Origin of the sequence: Bacillus cereus group sp. MG1, from assembly GCF_040460035.1 — a bacterium.
Classification (GTDB): Bacteria; Bacillota; Bacilli; order Bacillales; family Bacillaceae_G; genus Bacillus_A; species Bacillus_A cereus.
This window is the reverse complement of the sequence record NZ_JARVGY010000001.1, coordinates 2,830,743-2,851,952: the sequence shown is the minus strand read 5'-3', so window position 1 is coordinate 2,851,952 and position 21,210 is coordinate 2,830,743. Positions and strand designations below refer to the sequence as shown.

Sequence of the window (21,210 nt, the reverse complement as noted above, 5' to 3'; positions counted from 1 at the left end):
ACATAACCTTTACCAAATATTCACATAGTGTTAATGAAGAATCTCTATAATAAAATATGTAAACGAGGTTCTACATATTTCTTATCTCTCATCTTTCGTAAGATCCCTTAAAGAAATGTGTAAATCTTTTGTTTCTACTTTCTTATAATTGTCTTTCAACTTGTTTTGTTTCCATACACAAAGTATTCAACGAGACAATGTCCCTATGAAAGATAGCTACCCTCCTTGTGCAGCATTCCATAAGAATGTTGCTTTTTTTTATTTAAAAGCAACATTCTCATTTCTTATTTTCGAATTTGTATATACAAAATGCTGTAAAGTGAAACTTTAATCAGCCCTCATCAATCGGGCATTTACGGGCAGTGATTCGCCCACTTCACTTCTTTGCTCTACCGGAATTTGTAAGTAGGGGCTTTACTGCCGTTAATGCGGGGTAGATCATCCTTATTTCTCTATGATTTACAAATACATATATGGTCATATGTAGAGAATTGCTCACATAAAAATTACTATAGTGATTTTTATCTCGCATGAATGAAAGTTTCACGTTACTTACGTACTTACGAAAGGATGGGACGGAAATTGGCATACGAAAAATTTGTACTTTGGAATGATGAAGTTATTGATACAACAAAACAACAAACGTACATAGAACTTGAAGAAAGAGGTTCGCAGTTCGGAGATGGTGTCTATGAGGTTATTCGCCTATATAAAGGGAACTTTCATTTATTAGATCCGCACATAACGAGATTATATCGATCCATGGAAGAAGTAGAATTATCGCTCCCTTTCTCAAAAGCTGAGCTCATCACTTTACTTTACAAATTAATTGAACGAAACCATTTCCACGAAGATGGCACCATTTATTTGCAAGTATCTCGTGGTGTACAAGCTCGCACACATGTATTTTCATATGACAACCCTCCGACAATTTATGCCTATATTACAAAAAAAGAACGACCGGCTTTATGGATTGAATATGGTATACGCGCTATATCAGAACCCGATACTCGATGGCTACGCTGTGACATTAAATCATTAAATTTATTACCAAACGTACTAGCTGCTACGAAAGCTGAACGGAAAGGCTGTAAAGAGGCACTTCTCGTAAGGAACGGTATTGTAACGGAAGGAAGCCATTCCAACTTCTTTTTAATTAAAAACGGAACGCTTTACACACATCCAGCCAATCACCTTATTTTAAATGGCATTATTCGTCAATATGTCCTTTCTTTAGCGAATACTCTTCACATTCCTGTGCAGGAAGAACTTTTCAGCGTTCGTGACGTTTATCAAGCAGATGAATGCTTTTTTACAGGCACAACGATTGAAATTTTACCAATGACCCACCTTGATGGGACCGCGATTCAAGATGGGCAAGTTGGGCCTATCACCAAAAAACTGCAAAAATCTTTTAATCAAATCTTATTACAATCCAATATGGCATCTTCTTAAACACGAATAATTTCTGTCCTTTCATATTCAATATATGCATTTAAATGGAAATCAAGGTGTAATTTTATGCCTTGATTTTTTTCTTGTAATCTTTTTGTCATATTCAGATTCCTATATAAGTCTTGACAGTAATCGACATGCTCTTTAGAATTTTTAACAGTTGGTAAATATTTCTTCACTACATTACAGACAGAAAGGAATCGACAAATTATGAAAAAGTATCTTGCCGGTCTTGCGGCAGTGTCTGTAGCAGGAGGAGCAGCACCTACACTTGATAGTGTTCAAGCTGCACCTGAACAAAATACACAAAAAGCTGCTACAACTGTCCAAGCTTCTGCATCAAACAGCTCATCTTATAAGGTAAACGCGAGCGTATTACATGTTCGTGCGGGATCAAACACTTCTCACGACATCATCTCACGCGTTTATAACGGTCAATCACTAAACGTGATTGGCGAAGAAAACGGTTGGTTCAAAATTAACATTAATGGACAAACAGGCTTTGTTAGTGGCGAATTTGTATCAAAAAGTGGCGCAGCAAACAACAATGTAAGTACAGGTGGAAACAATAAAGTTACCGCTGATGTATTACGTGTACGTACAGCTCCTAACACATCTAGTTCTGTTTCTGGGCGTGTATATGAAGGACAAACATTAAACGTAATTGGACAAGAAAATGGTTGGGTGAAAATTAACCATAATGGACAAGTAGGTTATGTAAGTGGCGAATTCGTATCTGGCGTTTCTTCTAATGCAGGTTCTTCAAACAACAATACGAATAATAACAACCAAGAAGTAAAACCAGCAAGCGGAAACTATACAGTAAATGTATCTTCCCTTCGCGTTCGTACAGGTCCTAGCACTTCTCACACAACTGTAGGTTCTGTTACAAAAGGACAAGTAGTACAAGTTGTTGGAGAAGTTCAAGATTGGTTCAAAATCAATTACGCAGGACAAACTGCTTATATAAGCAAAGACTATGTAACAAAAGGCGGTTCTAACGAAAACGTTACAGAAGGCAACAAACAAGAGCAAAACAATAATAATGGAACTATTCAAACTGGCGGTTCTTACGTAGTTAACGCTACATCTTTACGTGTTCGTACAGGCCCTGCCGCTTACCATAGTGTAATTGGTGGCGTTTTAAACGGCACCACATTAAACGTAGTTGGATCTGAAAACGGTTGGTTTAAAGTAAATTACCAAGGAAAAACAGGCTTTGTTAGTAGCGAATTTGTAAAATTCGTTAAAGGTGGCACTACTACTCCTGAGCAACCAAAACAACCTGAACAACCTAACCAAGGTGCAATTGGCGATTACTACATTAATGCTTCTGCACTAAATGTACGTAGCGGCGAAGGTACAAATTATAGAATCATAGGCGCACTTCCACAAGGTCAGAAGGTTCAAGTAATCTCTGAAAACTCTGGATGGAGCAAAATTAACTACAACGGGCAAACTGGTTATATCGGAACACGTTACCTATCTAAAACACCAGTTGGAGGCGCAGTAGATAATAAGCCTAACAATAACCAAAATAACAATCAAAACAATAACAACAATAATAATACAGGCAACAATAGCGGCGACAGTTCTTCCGTACTTGCATATGCAAAATCAATGCAAGGTGTACCGTACGTTTGGGGCGGAACTTCTGCTAACGGCGTAGACTGCAGTGGCTACATCTACCACGTATTTAAGAAATTTGGTCATAACATTAGCCGCCAAAGTGTTGCAGGATATTGGAGTAGCCTACCACAAACTTCAAGTCCACAACCTGGTGACTTAATTTATTTCCAAAACACTTATAAATCTGGTCCTTCTCACATGGGTATTTACCTTGGGGGCGGATCATTTATCCAAGCTGGAGATAAAGGTGTAGCAATCGCTTCATTAAGTAACTCTTATTGGAAGAGCCACTTCTTAGGATACACGAAAGCACCTTAATTAATAGTTTCAAAGCCTTCTAGTTTACTAGAAGGCTTTTTTGTACGATTTCAACACATTACTCCCTTTCCCCTAGCTTCCCTCTATAAAAATAATGTATCCATTCTTCCATTTCATACACTTTATTCTACAAAAACAATGCATAACGTTATCATAATGTATATATTTTCATAAAAAACATAACCTATTTCATGTCTATTTATTTTATATGTGTTTTTTTGAAGAATTTTCTTTTTATTTAAACTTTTCATTAGACGTTTGACCTCCGATGTCCATTATGATAAGTTACTAAAGATGTTATATTCGCAAACGTATAGACAACTGGTTTATACACTGTTTTTACTATGAGGAAGGAGCATACACTGCATGAATCTTTTATGGGGAATTGGCGGCGTGATTGGAGTATTAGCAATTGCTTTTCTACTATCTTCCAACCGCAAAGCTATTAATTGGCGCACAATTTTAATCGCGCTAGCATTACAAATGTCATTTTCATTTATCGTATTACGATGGGACGCTGGTAAAGCAGGTTTAAAACACGCTGCTGACGGTGTTCAAGGATTAATTAATTTTTCTTACGAGGGAATTAAGTTCGTTACCGGGGATTTAGTCAACGCAAAGGGACCTTGGGGATTTGTATTCTTTATTCAAGCACTACTTCCAATCGTATTTATTAGTTCATTAGTAGCAATCTTATATTATTTCGGTATTATGCAGAAACTTGTTAGCATCGTTGGTGGTGCATTAAGTAAACTTCTTGGAACTTCTAAAGCAGAAAGCCTAAACTCAGTAACGACTGTATTTTTAGGACAAACTGAAGCTCCAATTTTAATTAAACCTTACTTAGCACGCTTAACAAATAGTGAATTCTTCACTATTATGGTAAGCGGTATGACAGCTGTTGCTGGATCCGTTCTTGTCGGTTATGCAGCAATGGGTATTCCGTTAGAGCACTTATTAGCAGCTGCAATTATGGCGGCTCCATCGAGCTTATTAATTGCGAAACTAATCATGCCAGAGACAGAAAAAGTAGATAATAACGTTGAACTTTCTACAGAACGTGAAGACGCAAATGTTATTGATGCAGCTGCACGCGGCGCATCTGAAGGTATGCAACTTGTTATTAACGTAGCAGCAATGTTAATGGCTTTCATCGCATTAATCGCTTTATTAAATGGGCTATTAGGATTAGTTGGGTCTTTATTCCATATTAAACTTAGCCTTGATTTAATCTTCGGCTACTTACTATCACCATTCGCAATCTTAATCGGGGTTTCTCCAGGTGAAGCTGTACAAGCAGCAAGCTTTATTGGTCAAAAACTTGCAATCAACGAATTCGTTGCATACGCAAACTTAGGACCACACATGGCAGATTTCTCTGACAAGACAAATCTAATTTTAACATTCGCAATCTGTGGATTCGCAAACTTCTCTTCTATCGCAATTCAATTAGGTGTAACAGGAACGCTAGCTCCTACTCGCCGTAAACAAATTGCACAATTAGGGATTAAAGCAGTTATCGCTGGTACATTAGCGAACTTCTTAAATGCAGCAGTTGCAGGTATGATGTTCCTATAAACTTATATAAAGTCTTCTCTTTCTACAAGAGGAGACTTTTTTCATGCAATCCAAACGTCTTTTATGCATCTATTAATCACTTTATCCCAAATATAAGAACATTATGATACAATAATCTTTAAGTCTTTTTATTTTTCCGATGAAAATAGAGATACTACTTGTTGTTGCCCTTCAAAAGAGTGTAACGACATGGTCAATTTCTTAATAATTGCGCATACTACAAGTATCTATTGATGAAATAGCTTTAAGGAGGAAAGTTTTGTGAAAGATAAATTCTATAAAATCCTCTCTATGTGGATTTTACAAATTGTATTTTATTTTACTACTGTACATGTGACGAAATATGAGCATGCGCTCATTTTTACAATAATATACGTAATCGTAAATGTACTATTCTTATTTTTAGCTGACAAAACAGCATTTGTTTTCTTCATACTAGGAACCATTATTTCCGTATTTTATTTGTTCTATCAAGCATGGCTTCACTTATGGAGTACATCAGATCAATGGCAATATATGATTATCCACTTCCTGATGGCAGCTAACTTCTTCATTGTATATATAACAACTCACCTATTGAAAAAAGTGATTCATGAAAATAAAACTTTAACTGAGCGTGTGAGAACATTAGAACAATATATTGGAGAATCAAAATTACTAACAAGACAAGAATTCGAGAGACGCCAAGCGTTATTAACGACTGCAATGAATCGTCGTAATGAAACAGGCGTTATCATTTACTTTGATTTCACTTCCTTTAGTAAATATACGAAGGAAAGTGTTATGAACCGTGTAGCTTCTTTATTAGTTGAAACAGTAAGGAATGATTTTGACCTTGCTGCTAAATATGATAATAATACGCTAGTTATTTTATTACAAAACACAAATGAAGCTGGTGCTGACATTGTAATGAACCGCCTAAAGCCAAAAATGGAGCAATGGCTTGCTGCTGAAGCAATCCGAGATATAAAAATTTCACGCGAGCAAATTGGAAACAAAGGACAAACCCTGTTATGATGACTCTCGTTATACTTCTTTTATTCCTTCTGTTTTGCGTACTCGTTTTTTGGATTAGTATCACATTTTCAATTAAATATGTACTTATTTTTACGGCTTTTCTATTCTCTGGCTTACTCGTTTACTACTCTTTATTAACAATCGCGGGCCTAATTCACCGAAATAGTAAACGAAAAGATCGTACGCTAGAACATTATCCGAGCGTCGATATTTTCATACCTGCCCATAATGAAGGTGTCGTTATTAAAGATACTTTAGAGGCGATGGCGAAGATTGAATATCCAGGAAAGCTAACTATTTATTTATTAAATGATAACTCTCAAGATGAAACACCTGAAATCGGCGATGATTTCGACAAAGCTTATGCTCATATTCGCCACATTCGTGTTCCTCCCGGTGAACCGAAGGGTAAATCACGTGTATTAAACTACGGGCTTAGTATTTCAGATGGTGAATACTTCTGTGTTTACGATGCAGATAACCAGCCTGAACCACACGCACTGCGAATGCTTGTAGAGCACGCTGAAACAACTGAAGATGCTGTTGGAGCTGTTGGACACGTTCGTACAGTAAACGAAAAAAGAAACTGGTTGACGCGAATGATTTCGCTAGAATTTCAAATCTTCCAGCTCCTTATGCAATCTGGACGCTGGTTACTATTCCAAACAGGCTCACTGACAGGAACAAATATGCTTCTTCGTCGCTCCGCACTAGAAGAGCTTGGTGGCTATGACCCTTATGCAATTGCAGAAGATGCTGAATTAACATTACGAATTACACAAAAAGGTTATCTCTTACCAATCGTCTCAGAATCAGTTACTTGGGAACAAGAACCAGAGCATTTAAAAATTCTTATTAAACAGCGTACACGTTGGCTCCAAGGGAATTTATATATTTTAGAAAAAATGTTCTCATCACTAAGTTTCTTTAAAGGAAAGCTGCTTGTTCATTCCTTACAACAAGTTCTAGTGTATGTTGTATTTTGGCTATTCCTAATCATTTCGAACGTTTGGTTTGTAATTGGGCTGCTCGGGATATTCCAAATTCAATATAGCATTCCGCTACTATTTATGTGGTATGTCGCATATATTACATATGTTTCTCAATTATTTAGTGCCCAGAGTGTCTAACGAACCTTTACACCGACTAATATTTTTATTAGCGTTATTATGTACTTTACGTACGCACAGCTCTTTACGTACTTATTTATTCGTAGCTTAATCTTATACTTACGTGCAAAGAGCAAGAAACAAGTCATTGGCTGGGATAAAACAGTTCGATTCAAAAAAGATAAATAATAAAAATAAGCACAGAGCGCCGTATGCTCTGTGCTTATTTATTGCCGTATAAATTATATATCAGACAATACCCCTTAGCTGAAAGTAATTTCACGTCCATCCCCCAACGAACGATCGACCTTCATTTATATACGAAAAAGTGATTGCTATTTTTGTAGAACCAATTGCTTCTCTTGCTGTTCTTTGCGCGTTTCAGTCTTAGGTTCCGTGCTTTCTTGGACACTACGATGTGCCACACGTTTCAAACAAATATGCTTCCACTTTCTTTCGTAACGTTTCATTATTCTAGATGTCCCCCTTGAATGCGCTTTAAAACTATTTGAAATCGCTTACAGGAAATAATATAGCACATATATATAAACGTGACAACACATTTCCGACAATTTTTTGTCAAAAATATGAATAGAATTCGTAAGGGATCGAATATTGTCGAAACCTATCGTTTTTTCTTCGTATAAAAGGCATACTACTTATGTGGTAAAGTATTTTATTTCCCCTACCCGCATTTTAAATTCCTTCTATATAAAGTGAAACTTTCATTAGCCATCACCAATGGGGCTTTTACAAGCAGCTCGATTTATTTGCTTTTGCTGAATTTTGAGGTGGGGTTCTTACTGCTCAGCAAATAGAGGGATAAAAAAAGAGCTGATATGAAATCAGCTCTTTTCCTTCTATTATTAATGACGCTTCATACGTCCTTCTTTTTGTAACTCTTTAAATAATGCTGCCATCATAAAGAAAATAACAAAGACGAACGGGAACGCTGCAATAATAGCTGCCGTTTGTAATGCTTCTAATCCGCCAATATATAATAGCGTAGAAGCTATCGCGGCTAGAACGATACCCCAAATCATTTTAATACGATTTGGTGGGTTTAAACTACCATGTGTCGTTAACATCCCTAAAACGAATGTTGCAGAGTCTGCAGATGTAATAAAGAATGTTGCAATAAGTAAAATACCTAAAACTGATAAAGCTGATCCAAAGCTGCCCATCTGATCGAACATAGCGAATAATCCTACTTCTGTTCCCATCTCTTTCACTTTTTCGAAGATATGTGCATCACCAAACAGCTCCATATGAATACCTGTTCCGCCGAAAACAGAGAACCAAAGTGCACCAATTACGGTCGGCACAAGTAACACACCGATTACAAATTCACGAATTGTACGACCTCGTGAAACACGAGCAATAAACGTACCTACGAATGGTGACCATGCAATCCACCATGCCCAATAGAAAATTGTCCACGATTGAATCCATTGGTTCCCACCTTCGTCTAATGGACTTAAACGGAAGCTCATGCTTGGTAATTCCTGAATATAAGAACCGATTGTTGAAGTGAAGTAATTCATAATAAAGTTTGTTGGACCCGCAAATAATACAATAATCATAAGTGCAAACGCAAAAATAATGTTCGTATTACTTAAATATTTAATTCCCTTATCCAGACCTGTTTGCGCAGATAACATAAATAATACTGTTACGATTGCAATAATAACTAACTGTGTCGTTAATGAATTTGGGATAGATGTTAAATAGCTAACACCACCTGCAATTTGTTTTGCACCGAGACCTAATGACGTTGCAACACCGAACACAGTTGCAAAAACAGCTAACACATCAAATGAATGAGCAATACGCCCGTGTTCCCCGCCCTTAAATAACGGACCTACTGTCGCACTAATCGTACTTGCTTTTCCTTTTCTAAAGGTAAAGTAAGCAATACATAACGCTACAAACGCATATAGTCCCCAAGGATGTAATCCCCAATGGAAAAATGAAAAACGCAGTGCAAGACGCGCACTTTCCTCAGTTGCACCTTCTCCAAACGGAGGTGCGTATAAATGGTTTAATGGTTCAGCAACGCCCCAGAAAACTAAGCCGATACCCATACCAGCACTAAATAGCATAGCAAACCATGTCATATAACTATAATCAGGTTCGTCATCATCTTTACCTAAACGAATAGAACCGTATTTCGAAACAATTAAAAAGATAGACACACCTAAAATAATAGAAACGGAAATAATATAAAACCAGCCGAACTTACTAACTAATGCAGTTTGAATTGCGGTTGTTACATTTCCTAAACTACCTTTTCCAATAATAGATTCGGGAATAATCCCCCAAATTGTAAATGCAATACATAATGTTAATGAAACGATGAATGTTTTTGTCAGTTTCCTCATCAAATCCCCCTTCGTAGGTTTCGCTTTTGTAAATAACATAAATTCCGATATGTAAAATCGGATAGAAAACTATAATTTTGCGGTGATTTTCTTACTTTCACCTTCACCAATTCGAATTCTTATGGACAGCCTTACCTTTCGTATAACCTTTTCACTCTGCAAGAGCTACAAGCTAGAAATACTGCTGTCAAATTGTGTGAGAAAAACGCGGATAGGAATGTATTTTCCTAAAAAAGGATGTGTTACATATGTAAAAAAGGGCAAATTTCTTCCTTGCAACCCTTTCGTTTTGTAACAATTATGCGGTTTTTTTTCTAGTATATAGCACGTGTTTATAGCTTCACAAACAAAATGTTTATGTTTATATAACTATATTACCCATAAAACGGTAAAATACTCAAGGAATGTAATCGTTTAGTAAACATTATGTAACATTACTGTAATATTTTTATTTACGTCGAAAAAAACATGTTGTATTAAATATTTTGAATATAACTAGAAACCTATGATTCATATAGAATGAAAAACGCTTTCTTATATTTTTTGTTATATTACAGGATATTAACGACTTATTACGAATGGTTTGTAATTGTGTGTTTTCCCCAAATCCGAAAAAATCTGTTGCTATAATGAGGACACGAAAACAAACGCAATGGAGGCTATCATGAAAAAATTAATTGGTATAGCAACAGCAGCAGTTTTTGGTCTTGGGATTTTCACATCATCTGCTAATGCAGAAACTGTTGTAACAACAGATGTACTAAACGTACGCGAAAACCCTACTACGGAATCAAAAGTTGTCGGTAAATTACTAAACGGTAATAAAATAGATGTACAAAATACAGAGAACGGATGGTCAAAAGTTACTTTAGACGGTAAAGACGCATTCGTAAGTGCAGAGTTCACAAAAAGCATCTACTACGTAACAGCTAACGTATTAAACGTACGTGCTGAAGCGAACACAAACTCAGAGGTTCTTGGAAAGTTGAAGAAAGACGATGTAATCGAAACAACGAACCAAGTACAAAATGAGTGGTTACAATTTGAATATAACGGGAAAACAGCTTATGTTCATGTTCCTTTCTTAACAGGTACAGCACCTGTAATTGAGAAACAAGAAACAACGGCTCCTGCTAAAGCTGAAGCACCAGCTAAGGCTCAAACACCTGTAGCACAAGCAAAACCAGCTGCTAAGCCTGCTGTGAAAGCTGCTGAAACTAGCGAACCATCTGGTGGTCGTGAGTTAACAGTTGTAGCTACAGCATATACAGCTCACCCGAGCGAAAACGGTGGCACATATGGCGGCCGTGTATTAACTGCAATGGGTCATGATTTAACTGCGAATCCAAACATGAAAATGATCGCTGTTGACCCGAAAGTAATCCCATTAGGATCTAAAGTATGGGTAGAAGGTTACGGAGAAGCTATCGCTGGAGATACTGGTGGTGCAATTAAAGGTAACCGTATCGATATCTTACTTGGATCAGATAGCACTGCTCAAAAATGGGGACGCAAAACTGTTAAAGTGAAAATTTTAAAATAACCAATAACTGCTAAATTACAAGCCGGTTCTCTTTATTGAGAGCTGGCTTGTATTTATTTATAATACATATAAGGAGGCTATGCCCATGAATGTACAAGCAAAAGTAGACTGGATTGGTACGCCAAAACCGTACATATATAAAGATGAAGTGACATATAACGCTACTTCTATTGATTTTTCACTCGCTGGCGATGATAAACGCTATAAGTTAATTGTGCTCAAGTCTGAAAACAATACACATTACAAAATTGTGCAATATGGAATAAAACCAGGCTCTCAAAAGCCATTTCCTATCGACATTCCATTTGAACAAAACATGTTACCAATTATAGAGCAAATATTACATGATCCATATGTACAAGAAATATTAAAGGAAACACACTCATAATTGTAAAAAAATATATCAACGATTTTTCAATTATATCTATCATAACTTACGATATATCAACGGTTGGACACGAAATATCGATTTAGCTACAAAAAAGAAGCTGTTCAAATATTGAACAGCTTCTCTCATATTAACGAGTTGGACCAGATACATCTTCTGATTTCAACGTATTATTTGCACCAAGAGAATGATACAACATCTTTCCATTTCCATTCACAGTTACAATATGTTCGTTATTAAAACTTTTGAACTTCACAGATCCATCACCGTAACGAATATGATACTCTTCATATGTCGTTACTTTATATTTCGTATCACTTTGACGCTCTACATTACGAACTTCCATCGTTAATAAGTCTTCTGTAATTCCTTTTTTGTGTAAATACTGTATATAATCACGGTCTTCCTTATACGATTTCCCACTCTTATCATAATTCTTTTCAATTAAACTAAAATCATTTAATGAAATTGCACGTACGTTATCATAAATATGATTTCTTACAAATTCGCCCACTGCTGAACTTGATGTTTCTTTCGGGAATTTTAAGTAATACGTGCTTTGGTCTCCAATTTTAACACTTTCAGATTTCATCACACCAAAATCAGTAGTTTTCTCTAAATGTACTTCTACTGTTTCATCTGTGGATACAGGGCCAAGCTTATAACTTCCATAATTTAATTTTCCACGTTTTTTCCCATTCACAAATACAGTTGCATCACTTTCATCAGAAGAAATGCTTACATACTTACCTTCAAGCGATAAATCCACTTTCACCTTCTCGCTCTGTTCATCCGCTAAATCTACTTCTTTCTCTGTTTCTAATTCAGTCAGTTCTGTCTTCGCCGTTGCCTTTACAACATATGTACCTGGGAAGTATGGCCCCAACTCTTTCGAAGTTTTATCACTAGAAAGCTCTGTTTCTTTTTTGTTATTCACATGTATTTCTGCATTTTTTGCAGTTGTACTAATGCTCATATAATAAGATTTCATGCTGAACTTATACTTTGGATATAAGAACCACTCTTTTCCCTCTTCTACTATTTCCCCGTCCTTAAATGAAGATTTATCTTTAGTTAACTTTTGATCTACTGTCTCTTTCTGTAAATAAGACAGTAATTGTTTGTTGTAAGAAGGATTCTCTTTTAAATAACGCATGTACGCTTTAATATCCTCTGTCTTAATCTTTAAGCTTGAATCATTCGCTTTTACAAACTCATCAATTGCATTAATATCTTTCTTTTGGAATGCTTCAATCATTACATTTACTTGCTTTTCTTTTGAAAACTTATATGCTCCAAATTTATATGCCCCAAATAATAATGCAGCAATAACAGCAAAACCAATGATCAAAAATAAATTTTTCTTACTTTTCACTGATTTTGTCTCGCTTTGTAATTCTGTATATGAAGCAGCAGTGTTATCAACGATTACTTCTACTTTACTCCCACACTCAGGACAAAAGTTCAAATGGTCTGCAACATTCTTTTTACATGTTCCACAAAACTTCAACGTGCTCTCCTCCTATTTTTTAGCTAATTTCATTCCAGCAAATGCCGCTACATATGTCACAATCAAGCTAAACAAAGTTAAATATATAAATGAATTTTGCATAGATAATACCGTTCCACTTGTTCCAAATAAACCTGTTACCGTTCCTGAAACATTAATTTGGAACTTAGAAATCATATTCATTACAATCATCATAATTGTGTAAGAACCACTACATACCGCTAATGTAATATATATATTGGCGGTCGGTAATTTAGCTAACTTTCTTCCCGCTCTAAACATAAAGAACAATGGAATAATAAGCAGTAATAAACCATAATGGAATACATTATTCACTTTATCAAATTCTGCAAGGCTTTCCTCATTTGCTCCTTTTGAAATCAATATCTCCCTAAGCTCTACGCCATTTACAGAGACGCCTGATATAAATGAAAACGATAGCGTGCTCTCATATGTATTTGATTTCTTACCAATTCTAGTAAATTCTTTACTAAGTGCTGGACTTGATACTTCTAACGGCGCAAAATGAGCCATACTCCATAATTGAGGTGTTAACTCTAATGCTAATAATGTACTTTCAGATTTTAAAATTGTTATTTCTTTTAATGGTTCAATACCGTCTTCCTTACTTACTAACGCCATAATACAAACCGCTATCGCTGTTACTAATAGTCCTTTTATCATAGCTGAAACACCGTAATACACAGACGCTCCATATGGCATTAACTCTTGAAATGCTACTGCCATATTGTTTTTGCTTGTATGAGCAATAAATCCTAATAAGGTAAATAATGTCCCACATACAACACCACTCAATAAACTCTTAATCGCTGAATAGCCAACCGTAATCTTACCTGCTTCTGAGAATGGAATTGCAAAAGATTGTGATGCTATAAAACTTATAATGAATAAAAAGACGCCATAAATAATACCAACTGTTGCTGCCATAAAGATTTGATCTTTAATCGTTTTCGCAACATGCTGTTTCCCTAACCAAATTCCTGTACCAGCGAAAATAATAAATGGAATGATTAATAATAATGTAAATGGAGTATGCCAAGATAAAGAAAATATCAATCCACTATCATCGTTAGCTGTAAAACCAAGTAAATGGTAACTTAACATCGTAGAAGTTGCACTCGAATAAAAACTTGGCAACATTTCTAATTCTTTCGCAAATTTGCTAAACATCTCACTTAACATAGAAGCAAATAATAAACTACCAATCCAACCAGCAATTAACATGAGAATACTTGCAACAGCCCCACCAATAAAACCTTTTTGTAACACGGCTTTATCTGCTTTAAATTCAACTTTAGGAGCACCATCCATTGTAGGCAATTTTACAGATTGTTCTTTTTTCTTCACAACAGATAAAGAATACCCGCACTTTTGACAATATAAATTTTTTTGAGCATTTTCACTGCCAAAACCTTTGCAGTATTTTGCAGTATCTTTTTCTAATGTTACTGCATCTATAGCTCCTGCAATCTCCATACTACCTTCATTTGGGCAATAATTTACTTCTTCACCATGTTGTTTTCCACATGTGCGACAATACATTTAATTCACTCCCCACTTTGCTTAATTCCACAAACTGGACAGTAAGTAGAGTTTTTATCGATATGCTCATTACATGAAATACAATTTACCGTTTCACCTTCATTTTCTACCGCTAACATCGGGTTAGATTTTCCACACGAACCACAAAACTTATCATTTATTGATAAAGGTCCACCACATTCACATGTAGCTTTTTCACCTTGTTGTTTTTGCAATTCAACAATGCGCTTTCTTGCTTGATAAATAGCTACATCAAATTCTTGAACTGGAGCAATCATTTCTTTTAAGCTCGCTTCATTTACTCCACTTCCTCTTAATTGAACATACACTTGCTGCCCAACCTCTAATAGAACCTCTGCTTTTTTCTGCATTTGCACTTGCATTCCCTTTTTCAATTGAGCAATTTCTTGTGCAACTTGCAACTTCATTTTCCCTTGTTCTATTCCTTCTTGTAACTTATTCATTCCACTACCTAACTTCGTCTGTAAATCTGACAAATTACTTCTCCTCCTATACGTATATATTCATATATGAAATTAACATTTTATATATTACCATGATTTTCAAGTTATGTAATCCAAATTTCATTTTTTCTGTTTTGAGCATTTTTTGTTTATAATGGTAAAGGAAAGAAATATGTGTACGGAGGAATATTATGCTGCAACACTCAATTACGAAAGATGAAATTATGATGATTGCGAATGAGTTCGTTCAAGGACTAGATCCACAGCAAACAGCTGATCAGGAACATGTCGCTACAGCTCGGCACCTATATCGTAGTGGTGTTGTCTACAACGTTGACTTTGATGGTTATACACTGTCAGGAACTGTAGATGCGGAAGGCAACGTATATAGCGTTCATATTCCGATTCGTAATGTCGCTGAAAGTTATTGTGATTGCTTCGCACCAACACAATGTGAGCATATGCTCGCTGTATTACTATCTGCAGCGTCTAGTTTCGGGCAAGTAGGAGATGTATTAACTTTATTTAAAAATAATACGAAACCTTCCCTTCCTCCTATTAGAACTGCAAGACAAGTATTGCAATCATCAGCTTTTGAAGAAACGGATTATAAAAGTTGGGAATCATATTTTGAAAAAGAATATGAATCATTTAAAAAAGAACAAGCTCGCCTTACTTATAAACAAATGTATTTTCTTATGAGTATCTTTACAGATTTCTATACGAAGCTTGAGCGGAAAGCTCCGCGCGTCATCGCCATACATGAATTATTCAGGTTACATGCAGCAATTTACTGCTTTCAAAAATTATTAGAAGAAATTCAGGCATTCGAAGCAAACAAAACGTATTCTTATCACCAACCTGTTAATGTCATTCGCCTATTTGTAGATAAAGTGGAATCCATCGTTCGGGACTTACAATCAGAAGCGATTCCTTCAGAGTCTGAAATAATTTTGCAAGAAACAACTCGTCTCGTTCATGAAGTATTCTTCTCTACCGACGCTTATACGCAAGAGCGATTTTTCATTTATCGTCACATATGGAGTGAACTTTTAAACAATAAAGAGAACATACAAGAGGAAGAAAAACGAATCGATACGAAAATCAATCCACTATCCAAAGCATTAGCGTCTTCTCATCTTCTCTTTTTAAATGATGAAGATTTACTAGCGATGGACTTACTAAAGAAACAACCTGCTTCTGTTGTGAGTCTATACTTCTATTGGTTAGAAGAACTATTAAGTGCCATGCAATGGGATCGTGCAAAAAACTGGCTTTCCTTTACGTATAAACAAGTAAAGAAAACGATCCAAGATCACGAAAATACGATTTTCATAAAAGATATCGTTCGGCTATTTGTAATCATGTATGAAACATACGCAACACATACAAATGAACAAGCTGGTTTTGAAATGATTTTACAAGAACTATTACCGTATAGTTTCACAAACTACGAACAGTACGTACTCGCGAAAAAACAGTATCGCACATGGGCAGAGCTTCATCTCTTATATGGATTTGAGGCAATCGAACTGTTGAAAGAGCCACTGAAAGATATTGAAAAAGAAGCGCCAGAAGTGGCACTTCCTCTTTACCATCTTGCTGCTGTAGAGGCGATTGAAGAACGAAATCGTAAATCATATAAACGTGCAGTTCGTTACTTAAAGAAATTACGTACATTATATAAACGATTAAAACGCACCGATGAATGGGATGCTTTCATTATTCACATCGCCAATCTCCATTCACGTCTGCGTGCACTACAAGAGGAATTACGGAAAGGAAAATTAATCGATGATCAATCAAACTGAAGTAACAATTAGGCTCCAGCATGTTAGTCAAGGTTGGTTCCTTTGGGGAGAAGATGACAGCGGTACTCCATTATCCGTAACAAGTTGGAAACGAAATGCATTCACATGGCACTCCACTTCTTTCTACGGTACGTTTCTAAAAGAAGCAACCTTCGAAGGAAAACAAGGTGTGCTGCTAACAAATGCACAAGCCTTTGAATACATTGCAAACAAACCGATGAATTCCTTTGCACATATTCAAATAAACGGCATGATTACAGCACTTACGAAAGATGCAAATGAACTATGGGATGCCTTTACGAGTGGTAGTTTCGTACCAGATATGAATCATTGGCCTAAACAACCATCTTGGAAAGTTCAAAATACACCAATTGAAGATGACACATTAGCATCGCTTTTCTCAGCAGCAGTAAATGAAAGCATATTACAAGACAACCGCTCAAATGACGGCTGGGAAGATGCTAAAAGACTATATGAACATTATGACTTTACGAAAAGACAACTGGAAACAGCACTACATGAAGAAGATTGGCTTCGGAAAATTGGTTATATTGAAGATGATCTTCCGTTTACAATCGGACTAAGACTACAAGAACCACAAGAAGAATTTGAAATGTGGAAGCTTGAAACAATTGTGACACCAAAGCGCGGGGCGCATCGCATATATGTATATGAAAACATCGATTCCTTACCGAAAAGATGGCACGATTACGAAGAACGGATTACAGAAACACAAGAAGGTTTTAGTAAACTCATACCGTGGTTAAAAGAAGGAGATACGTTCCGAAATGAACTCTTTGAAACAGAAGCGTGGAACTTCTTAACAGAAGCAAGCGACGAGTTACTTGCAGCCGGTATTACAATTTTACTACCATCATGGTGGCAAAATTTAAAAGCAACAAAACCGAAATTACGTGTCCAGCTGAAGCAAAATATAGCACAAACACAATCGTTCTTCGGTATGAATACGCTCGTTAATTTTGATTGGCGCATTTCGACGAACGGCATTGATTTATCAGAAAGCGAATTTTTCGAACTCGTTGAACAAAATAAACGTCTATTTAATATAAATGGTCAATGGATGCGACTAGATCCAGCCTTTATCGAAGAAGTAAGGAAACTCATGAACCGTGCCGATAAATACGGACTAGAGATGAAAGATGTCCTGCAGCAACATTTATCAAATACGGCTGAAACAGAAATTGTAGAAGATGATAGTCCGTTTACTGATATTGAAATCGAACTAGATGGATATTATGAGGAACTATTCCAAAAGCTGCTTCATATTGGAGATATTCCAAAAGTAGATGTCCCTACTTCACTAAACGCAACACTTCGCCCGTATCAACAACACGGCATTGAATGGTTATTATATTTACGAAAACTTGGATTTGGAGCATTGCTAGCTGACGATATGGGACTCGGGAAAAGTATTCAAACAATCTCTTACTTACTATATATAAAAGAAAACAATCTCAAAACAGGCCCTGCATTAATCGTAGCGCCGACATCTGTTCTTGGAAATTGGCAAAAAGAATTTGAGCGTTTCGCACCGAATTTACGTGTTCAATTACATTACGGAAGTAATAGAGATAAGGGCAATTCTTTTGAAGATTTCCTTCAATCAGCAGATGTTGTATTAACATCTTATGCATTAGCTCAACTCGATGAGGAAGAACTAACTTCATTATGCTGGGATGCTGTTATTTTGGATGAAGCACAAAATATTAAGAACCCACATACGAAACAGTCGAAAGCAGTACGAAACTTGCAAGCAAATCACAAAATCGCTTTAACTGGTACACCGATGGAAAATCGCCTTGCTGAACTTTGGTCCATTTTCGACTTTATTAATCATGGATATCTCGGAAGCTTAGGGCAATTCCAACGCCGCTTCGTCACACCAATTGAAAAGGATCGTGATGAAGGAAAAATCCAGCAAGTTCAACGGTTTATCTCACCATTTTTACTGCGCCGAACGAAGAAAGATCAAACAGTCGCATTAAATTTACCAGATAAACAAGAACAAAAAGCTTACTGTCCTCTTACTGGTGAACAAGCTTCCTTATATGAACAACTTGTTCAAGATACACTGCAAAATGTCGAAGGATTAAGTGGCATTGAAAGACGCGGCTTTATATTACTTATGCTGAACAAGCTAAAACAAATTTGTAATCATCCAGCTCTTTATTTAAAAGAAGAAGAGCCACAAAATGTCGTTGAACGCTCTATGAAAACAAAAACGTTAATGGAGCTCATAGAAAATATAAAAGATCAAAATGAAAGTTGCCTCATCTTCACTCAATATATCGGCATGGGGAACATGCTAAAACGCGTGCTAGAAGAAAAATTCGGCCAGCGTGTCCTCTTCTTAAACGGTAGTGTACCGAAAAAAGATCGCGACAAGATGATTGAGGAGTTCCAAAACGGAACGTATGACATTTTCATCTTATCCTTAAAAGCTGGCGGAACAGGATTAAACTTAACTGCTGCCAACCATGTCATTCACTACGATCGTTGGTGGAATCCAGCTGTGGAAAATCAAGCAACAGACCGCGCATATCGCATTGGTCAAAAACGATTTGTTCATGTTCACAAACTCATTACAACAGGAACATTAGAAGAAAAAATTGATGAAATGCTAGAAAGAAAACAATCTCTAAACAATGCAGTCATCACAAGCGATAGTTGGATGACTGAACTATCAACAGACGAACTAAAAGAATTACTCGGTGTATAAAGTGAAACTTTAATTAGGCCAATCACGTAGAGTTTTACTACCCGCAAAAAAAGCGCTAATCTCGAAATGAGATTAGCGCTTTTTTCTATTCCAAAACCAATTACTTATTATAATCCCCGTTAACCCGCCGCACGTATCAAGCAATGAATCTTGCCACATTGGTGTACGGTCTCCCGTAAACCATTGGTGAATTTCATCAAATGTTGCATAACCCGCAACGAAAAGAAGGGCATATATAAAACATCTTTTCCTCGAATAACCTGATCGATGAAAAGCGTAATAAATCAATGAACCTAGCATAAAGAACACCATAAAATGAGCACCTTTACGAAGGAAAAACTCAATAAATCCGCCTACACCTTTATTCGCAATACTAACAGGGGTTCCTCCACCATAATCGATAGATACCCATGAAAAATGCTCTTTCACAAATTCAACATTTACATATTGTTCAATATCTGAACGCATATCCTGCTTTTTATATGGTTGTGCCGAAGAATAGAAAATCAGCCCCATCCATAGTAATACAGGAATCCAAAATAACCATTTACGATTCATTATCCAGAATTCTCCTCTCTTCATCTTTTAAGGGTACCAAAAAAAAGAAAAAATTTCACGCCAAAACATGACATTCACGCCCTATTTATAAAGTGAAAGGGGGTGATACACATGGCAATTGAAACAATCGTAATGGATTTAACTTTACGTCTTGTCTTAAACAACGGATTAGATAAGAACGGCAAAACAGTTTTCAAGAGCAAACAATTTAAACGTGTTAAAACAAATGCGAGCTTAGATCAAGTACACAACGTAGCTCATGCTCTAGCTTCCTTACAAGCATCACCACTTCACTCTGTACAACTTGTAAGCACATCAGATCTTTCTAAACTATAAAGTAAAACTCGGATCAGTGGGGATTTTATTCATCCCCGCTGATTATTAGCCCGCAATTTAACCAACAGACCCAAATCCCGTAAATAGCGGGATAAATACAAAGGAGGGAATAACACATGCAAGTACTAGAGTTGATTTTCGCGAAAGAAGATGGAAAAACAGTCGTTTTTTCTATCGATACGCCCATCACACCAATCGATGCACAAGTCGTAAATCAAGTAATGGATACAATCCTTGCCTCATCTGTATTTTCATCCATTGATGAAAATACAAGAAAAAAGGGAGCTCGCCTTGTAGAAAAAAATGTATCTGAAGTTCCAATTACTCTATAAAATGAAAAAGACGAATCTGCATCATTTTGCAGATTCGTCTTTTTTCTTCGGCATTTCAATCGGGATAAAAACCTTTGAAAAACCGACGCATACATACTTATAATGTTCTTCCCCTATATCAAACTCAGTCGTATATGTTGAGAAGAATATATAATCATTTCGCTTCGTATAATGATCAATTAATAACCCAACTTGTGGTTCAACATACTTTTTCGCTAACTTTTTACCGGCCGATGCCAAATCGCCAAGGAGACCCTCTTCATTCTCTTTTTGAACTTCATCTAGCTTCTTACTCACATCATTACGCTTCATAAACTGTTTCGCTGCCCATTCTGTATATTCGCCCTTACTCGGATTACTGTTTGCTAAATATACTAGGAGAACGACAACTAAAGCCATAATAATATACTTTTTCTTCATACTATATCACCGCCTACTCTTTTCTATTTTCATATATATGTACAAGCGATGCAACTTA

At 36.3% G+C, this 21,210-nt stretch carries 17 protein-coding genes and 1 pseudogene; 11 read left to right on the top strand and 7 right to left on the bottom strand.

Annotation, left to right across the window (positions count from 1 at the left end; all coding sequences use genetic code 11):
- Positions 1 to 570 precede the first annotated feature (570 nt).
- The 5 genes and pseudogenes from QCI79_RS14760 to QCI79_RS14740 all read left to right on the top strand — a co-directional run bounded on the left by QCI79_RS14760 (position 571) and on the right by QCI79_RS14740 (position 7,295).
- On the top strand, positions 571 to 1,455 hold the full coding sequence (locus QCI79_RS14760; RefSeq protein WP_074595267.1) for a D-amino-acid transaminase: 885 nt from the start codon (positions 571 to 573) through the stop codon (positions 1,453 to 1,455).
- A 210-nt stretch (positions 1,456 to 1,665) separates the two neighbouring features.
- Positions 1,666 to 3,402 (top strand): C40 family peptidase, encoded by a 1,737-nt coding sequence (locus tag QCI79_RS14755; RefSeq protein ID WP_000760289.1) that lies wholly within the window; start codon positions 1,666 to 1,668, stop codon positions 3,400 to 3,402.
- A gap of 366 nt (positions 3,403 to 3,768) precedes the next feature.
- Positions 3,769 to 4,980 carry a NupC/NupG family nucleoside CNT transporter gene (locus tag QCI79_RS14750; protein WP_021727869.1) on the top strand — a complete coding sequence of 404 codons (1,212 nt, stop codon included), beginning with the start codon at positions 3,769 to 3,771 and terminating at the stop codon, positions 4,978 to 4,980.
- Positions 4,981 to 5,241: 261 nt separating this feature from the next.
- Positions 5,242 to 5,997 carry a diguanylate cyclase domain-containing protein gene (locus tag QCI79_RS14745; protein ID WP_000653221.1) on the top strand — a complete coding sequence of 252 codons (756 nt, stop codon included), beginning with the start codon at positions 5,242 to 5,244 and terminating at the stop codon, positions 5,995 to 5,997.
- Positions 5,994 to 7,295 (top strand): annotated as a pseudogene (locus QCI79_RS14740) (glycosyltransferase family 2 protein). The gene QCI79_RS14745 and the pseudogene QCI79_RS14740 overlap by 4 nt, the downstream one beginning before the upstream one ends.
- A 146-nt stretch (positions 7,296 to 7,441) precedes the next feature.
- On the opposite strand, the gene QCI79_RS14735 reads toward QCI79_RS14740, so the two are convergent.
- Both QCI79_RS14735 and opuD read right to left on the bottom strand, forming a co-directional pair.
- Positions 7,442 to 7,576, bottom strand: a complete 135-nt coding sequence (locus QCI79_RS14735; protein WP_000833067.1) for a hypothetical protein — start codon at positions 7,574 to 7,576, stop codon at positions 7,442 to 7,444.
- A gap of 396 nt (positions 7,577 to 7,972) precedes the next feature.
- Positions 7,973 to 9,487 (bottom strand): glycine betaine transporter OpuD, encoded by a 1,515-nt coding sequence (opuD, locus tag QCI79_RS14730; RefSeq protein WP_001230117.1) that lies wholly within the window; start codon positions 9,485 to 9,487, stop codon positions 7,973 to 7,975.
- 664 nt (positions 9,488 to 10,151) lie between these two features.
- On the opposite strand from opuD, the gene QCI79_RS14725 reads away from it, so the two are divergent.
- Both QCI79_RS14725 and QCI79_RS14720 read left to right on the top strand, forming a co-directional pair.
- The gene (locus QCI79_RS14725; protein ID WP_021727871.1) at positions 10,152 to 11,030 is read left to right on the top strand and encodes a cell wall-binding protein EntA; all 879 of its coding nucleotides are present in this window, start codon (positions 10,152 to 10,154) and stop codon (positions 11,028 to 11,030) included.
- 85 nt (positions 11,031 to 11,115) lie between these two features.
- On the top strand, positions 11,116 to 11,418 hold the full coding sequence (locus tag QCI79_RS14720) for a DUF3910 family protein (protein WP_001102537.1): 303 nt from the start codon (positions 11,116 to 11,118) through the stop codon (positions 11,416 to 11,418).
- 130 nt (positions 11,419 to 11,548) lie between these two features.
- Here the strand turns inward: QCI79_RS14720 and QCI79_RS14715 are convergent, their stop codons facing one another.
- Genes QCI79_RS14715 through QCI79_RS14705 form a run of 3 tightly spaced genes read right to left on the bottom strand, consistent with a single transcriptional unit; the run spans position 11,549 to position 14,988 of the window.
- Positions 11,549 to 12,928, bottom strand: a complete 1,380-nt coding sequence (locus tag QCI79_RS14715) for a zinc ribbon domain-containing protein (RefSeq protein ID WP_021727872.1) — start codon at positions 12,926 to 12,928, stop codon at positions 11,549 to 11,551.
- Between the two features lie 12 nt (positions 12,929 to 12,940).
- Positions 12,941 to 14,491 carry a hypothetical protein gene (locus QCI79_RS14710; RefSeq protein WP_021727873.1) on the bottom strand — a complete coding sequence of 517 codons (1,551 nt, stop codon included), beginning with the start codon at positions 14,489 to 14,491 and terminating at the stop codon, positions 12,941 to 12,943.
- A 5-nt stretch (positions 14,492 to 14,496) separates the two neighbouring features.
- Positions 14,497 to 14,988: a zinc ribbon domain-containing protein gene (locus QCI79_RS14705; RefSeq protein WP_001281755.1), complete on the bottom strand. Its 492-nt coding sequence runs from the start codon at positions 14,986 to 14,988 to the stop codon at positions 14,497 to 14,499.
- Positions 14,989 to 15,146: 158 nt separating this feature from the next.
- Here QCI79_RS14705 and QCI79_RS14700 point away from each other — a divergent pair, with 158 nt between their 5' ends.
- Complete coding sequence (locus QCI79_RS14700; RefSeq protein ID WP_000939136.1) at positions 15,147 to 16,766, top strand: SWIM zinc finger family protein; 1,620 nt, start codon at positions 15,147 to 15,149, stop codon at positions 16,764 to 16,766.
- The gene (locus tag QCI79_RS14695) at positions 16,750 to 19,506 is read left to right on the top strand and encodes a DEAD/DEAH box helicase (protein ID WP_021727874.1); all 2,757 of its coding nucleotides are present in this window, start codon (positions 16,750 to 16,752) and stop codon (positions 19,504 to 19,506) included. Before QCI79_RS14700 ends, QCI79_RS14695 begins: the two co-directional genes overlap by 17 nt.
- A gap of 72 nt (positions 19,507 to 19,578) precedes the next feature.
- Here QCI79_RS14695 and QCI79_RS14690 read toward each other — a convergent pair whose 3' ends face one another.
- Positions 19,579 to 20,064: a VanZ family protein gene (locus QCI79_RS14690; protein WP_001080708.1), complete on the bottom strand. Its 486-nt coding sequence runs from the start codon at positions 20,062 to 20,064 to the stop codon at positions 19,579 to 19,581.
- A 111-nt stretch (positions 20,065 to 20,175) separates the two neighbouring features.
- Between QCI79_RS14690 and QCI79_RS14685 the strand changes: the two genes are divergently transcribed.
- Positions 20,176 to 20,400 (top strand): DUF1659 domain-containing protein, encoded by a 225-nt coding sequence (locus QCI79_RS14685; protein ID WP_000963862.1) that lies wholly within the window; start codon positions 20,176 to 20,178, stop codon positions 20,398 to 20,400.
- Positions 20,401 to 20,516: 116 nt separating this feature from the next.
- Positions 20,517 to 20,732, top strand: a complete 216-nt coding sequence (locus QCI79_RS14680; protein WP_001197593.1) for a DUF2922 domain-containing protein — start codon at positions 20,517 to 20,519, stop codon at positions 20,730 to 20,732.
- 21 nt (positions 20,733 to 20,753) lie between these two features.
- Here the strand turns inward: QCI79_RS14680 and QCI79_RS14675 are convergent, their stop codons facing one another.
- Positions 20,754 to 21,152 (bottom strand): DUF4359 domain-containing protein, encoded by a 399-nt coding sequence (locus QCI79_RS14675; RefSeq protein ID WP_000731406.1) that lies wholly within the window; start codon positions 21,150 to 21,152, stop codon positions 20,754 to 20,756.
- Positions 21,153 to 21,210: the final 58 nt, after the last annotated feature.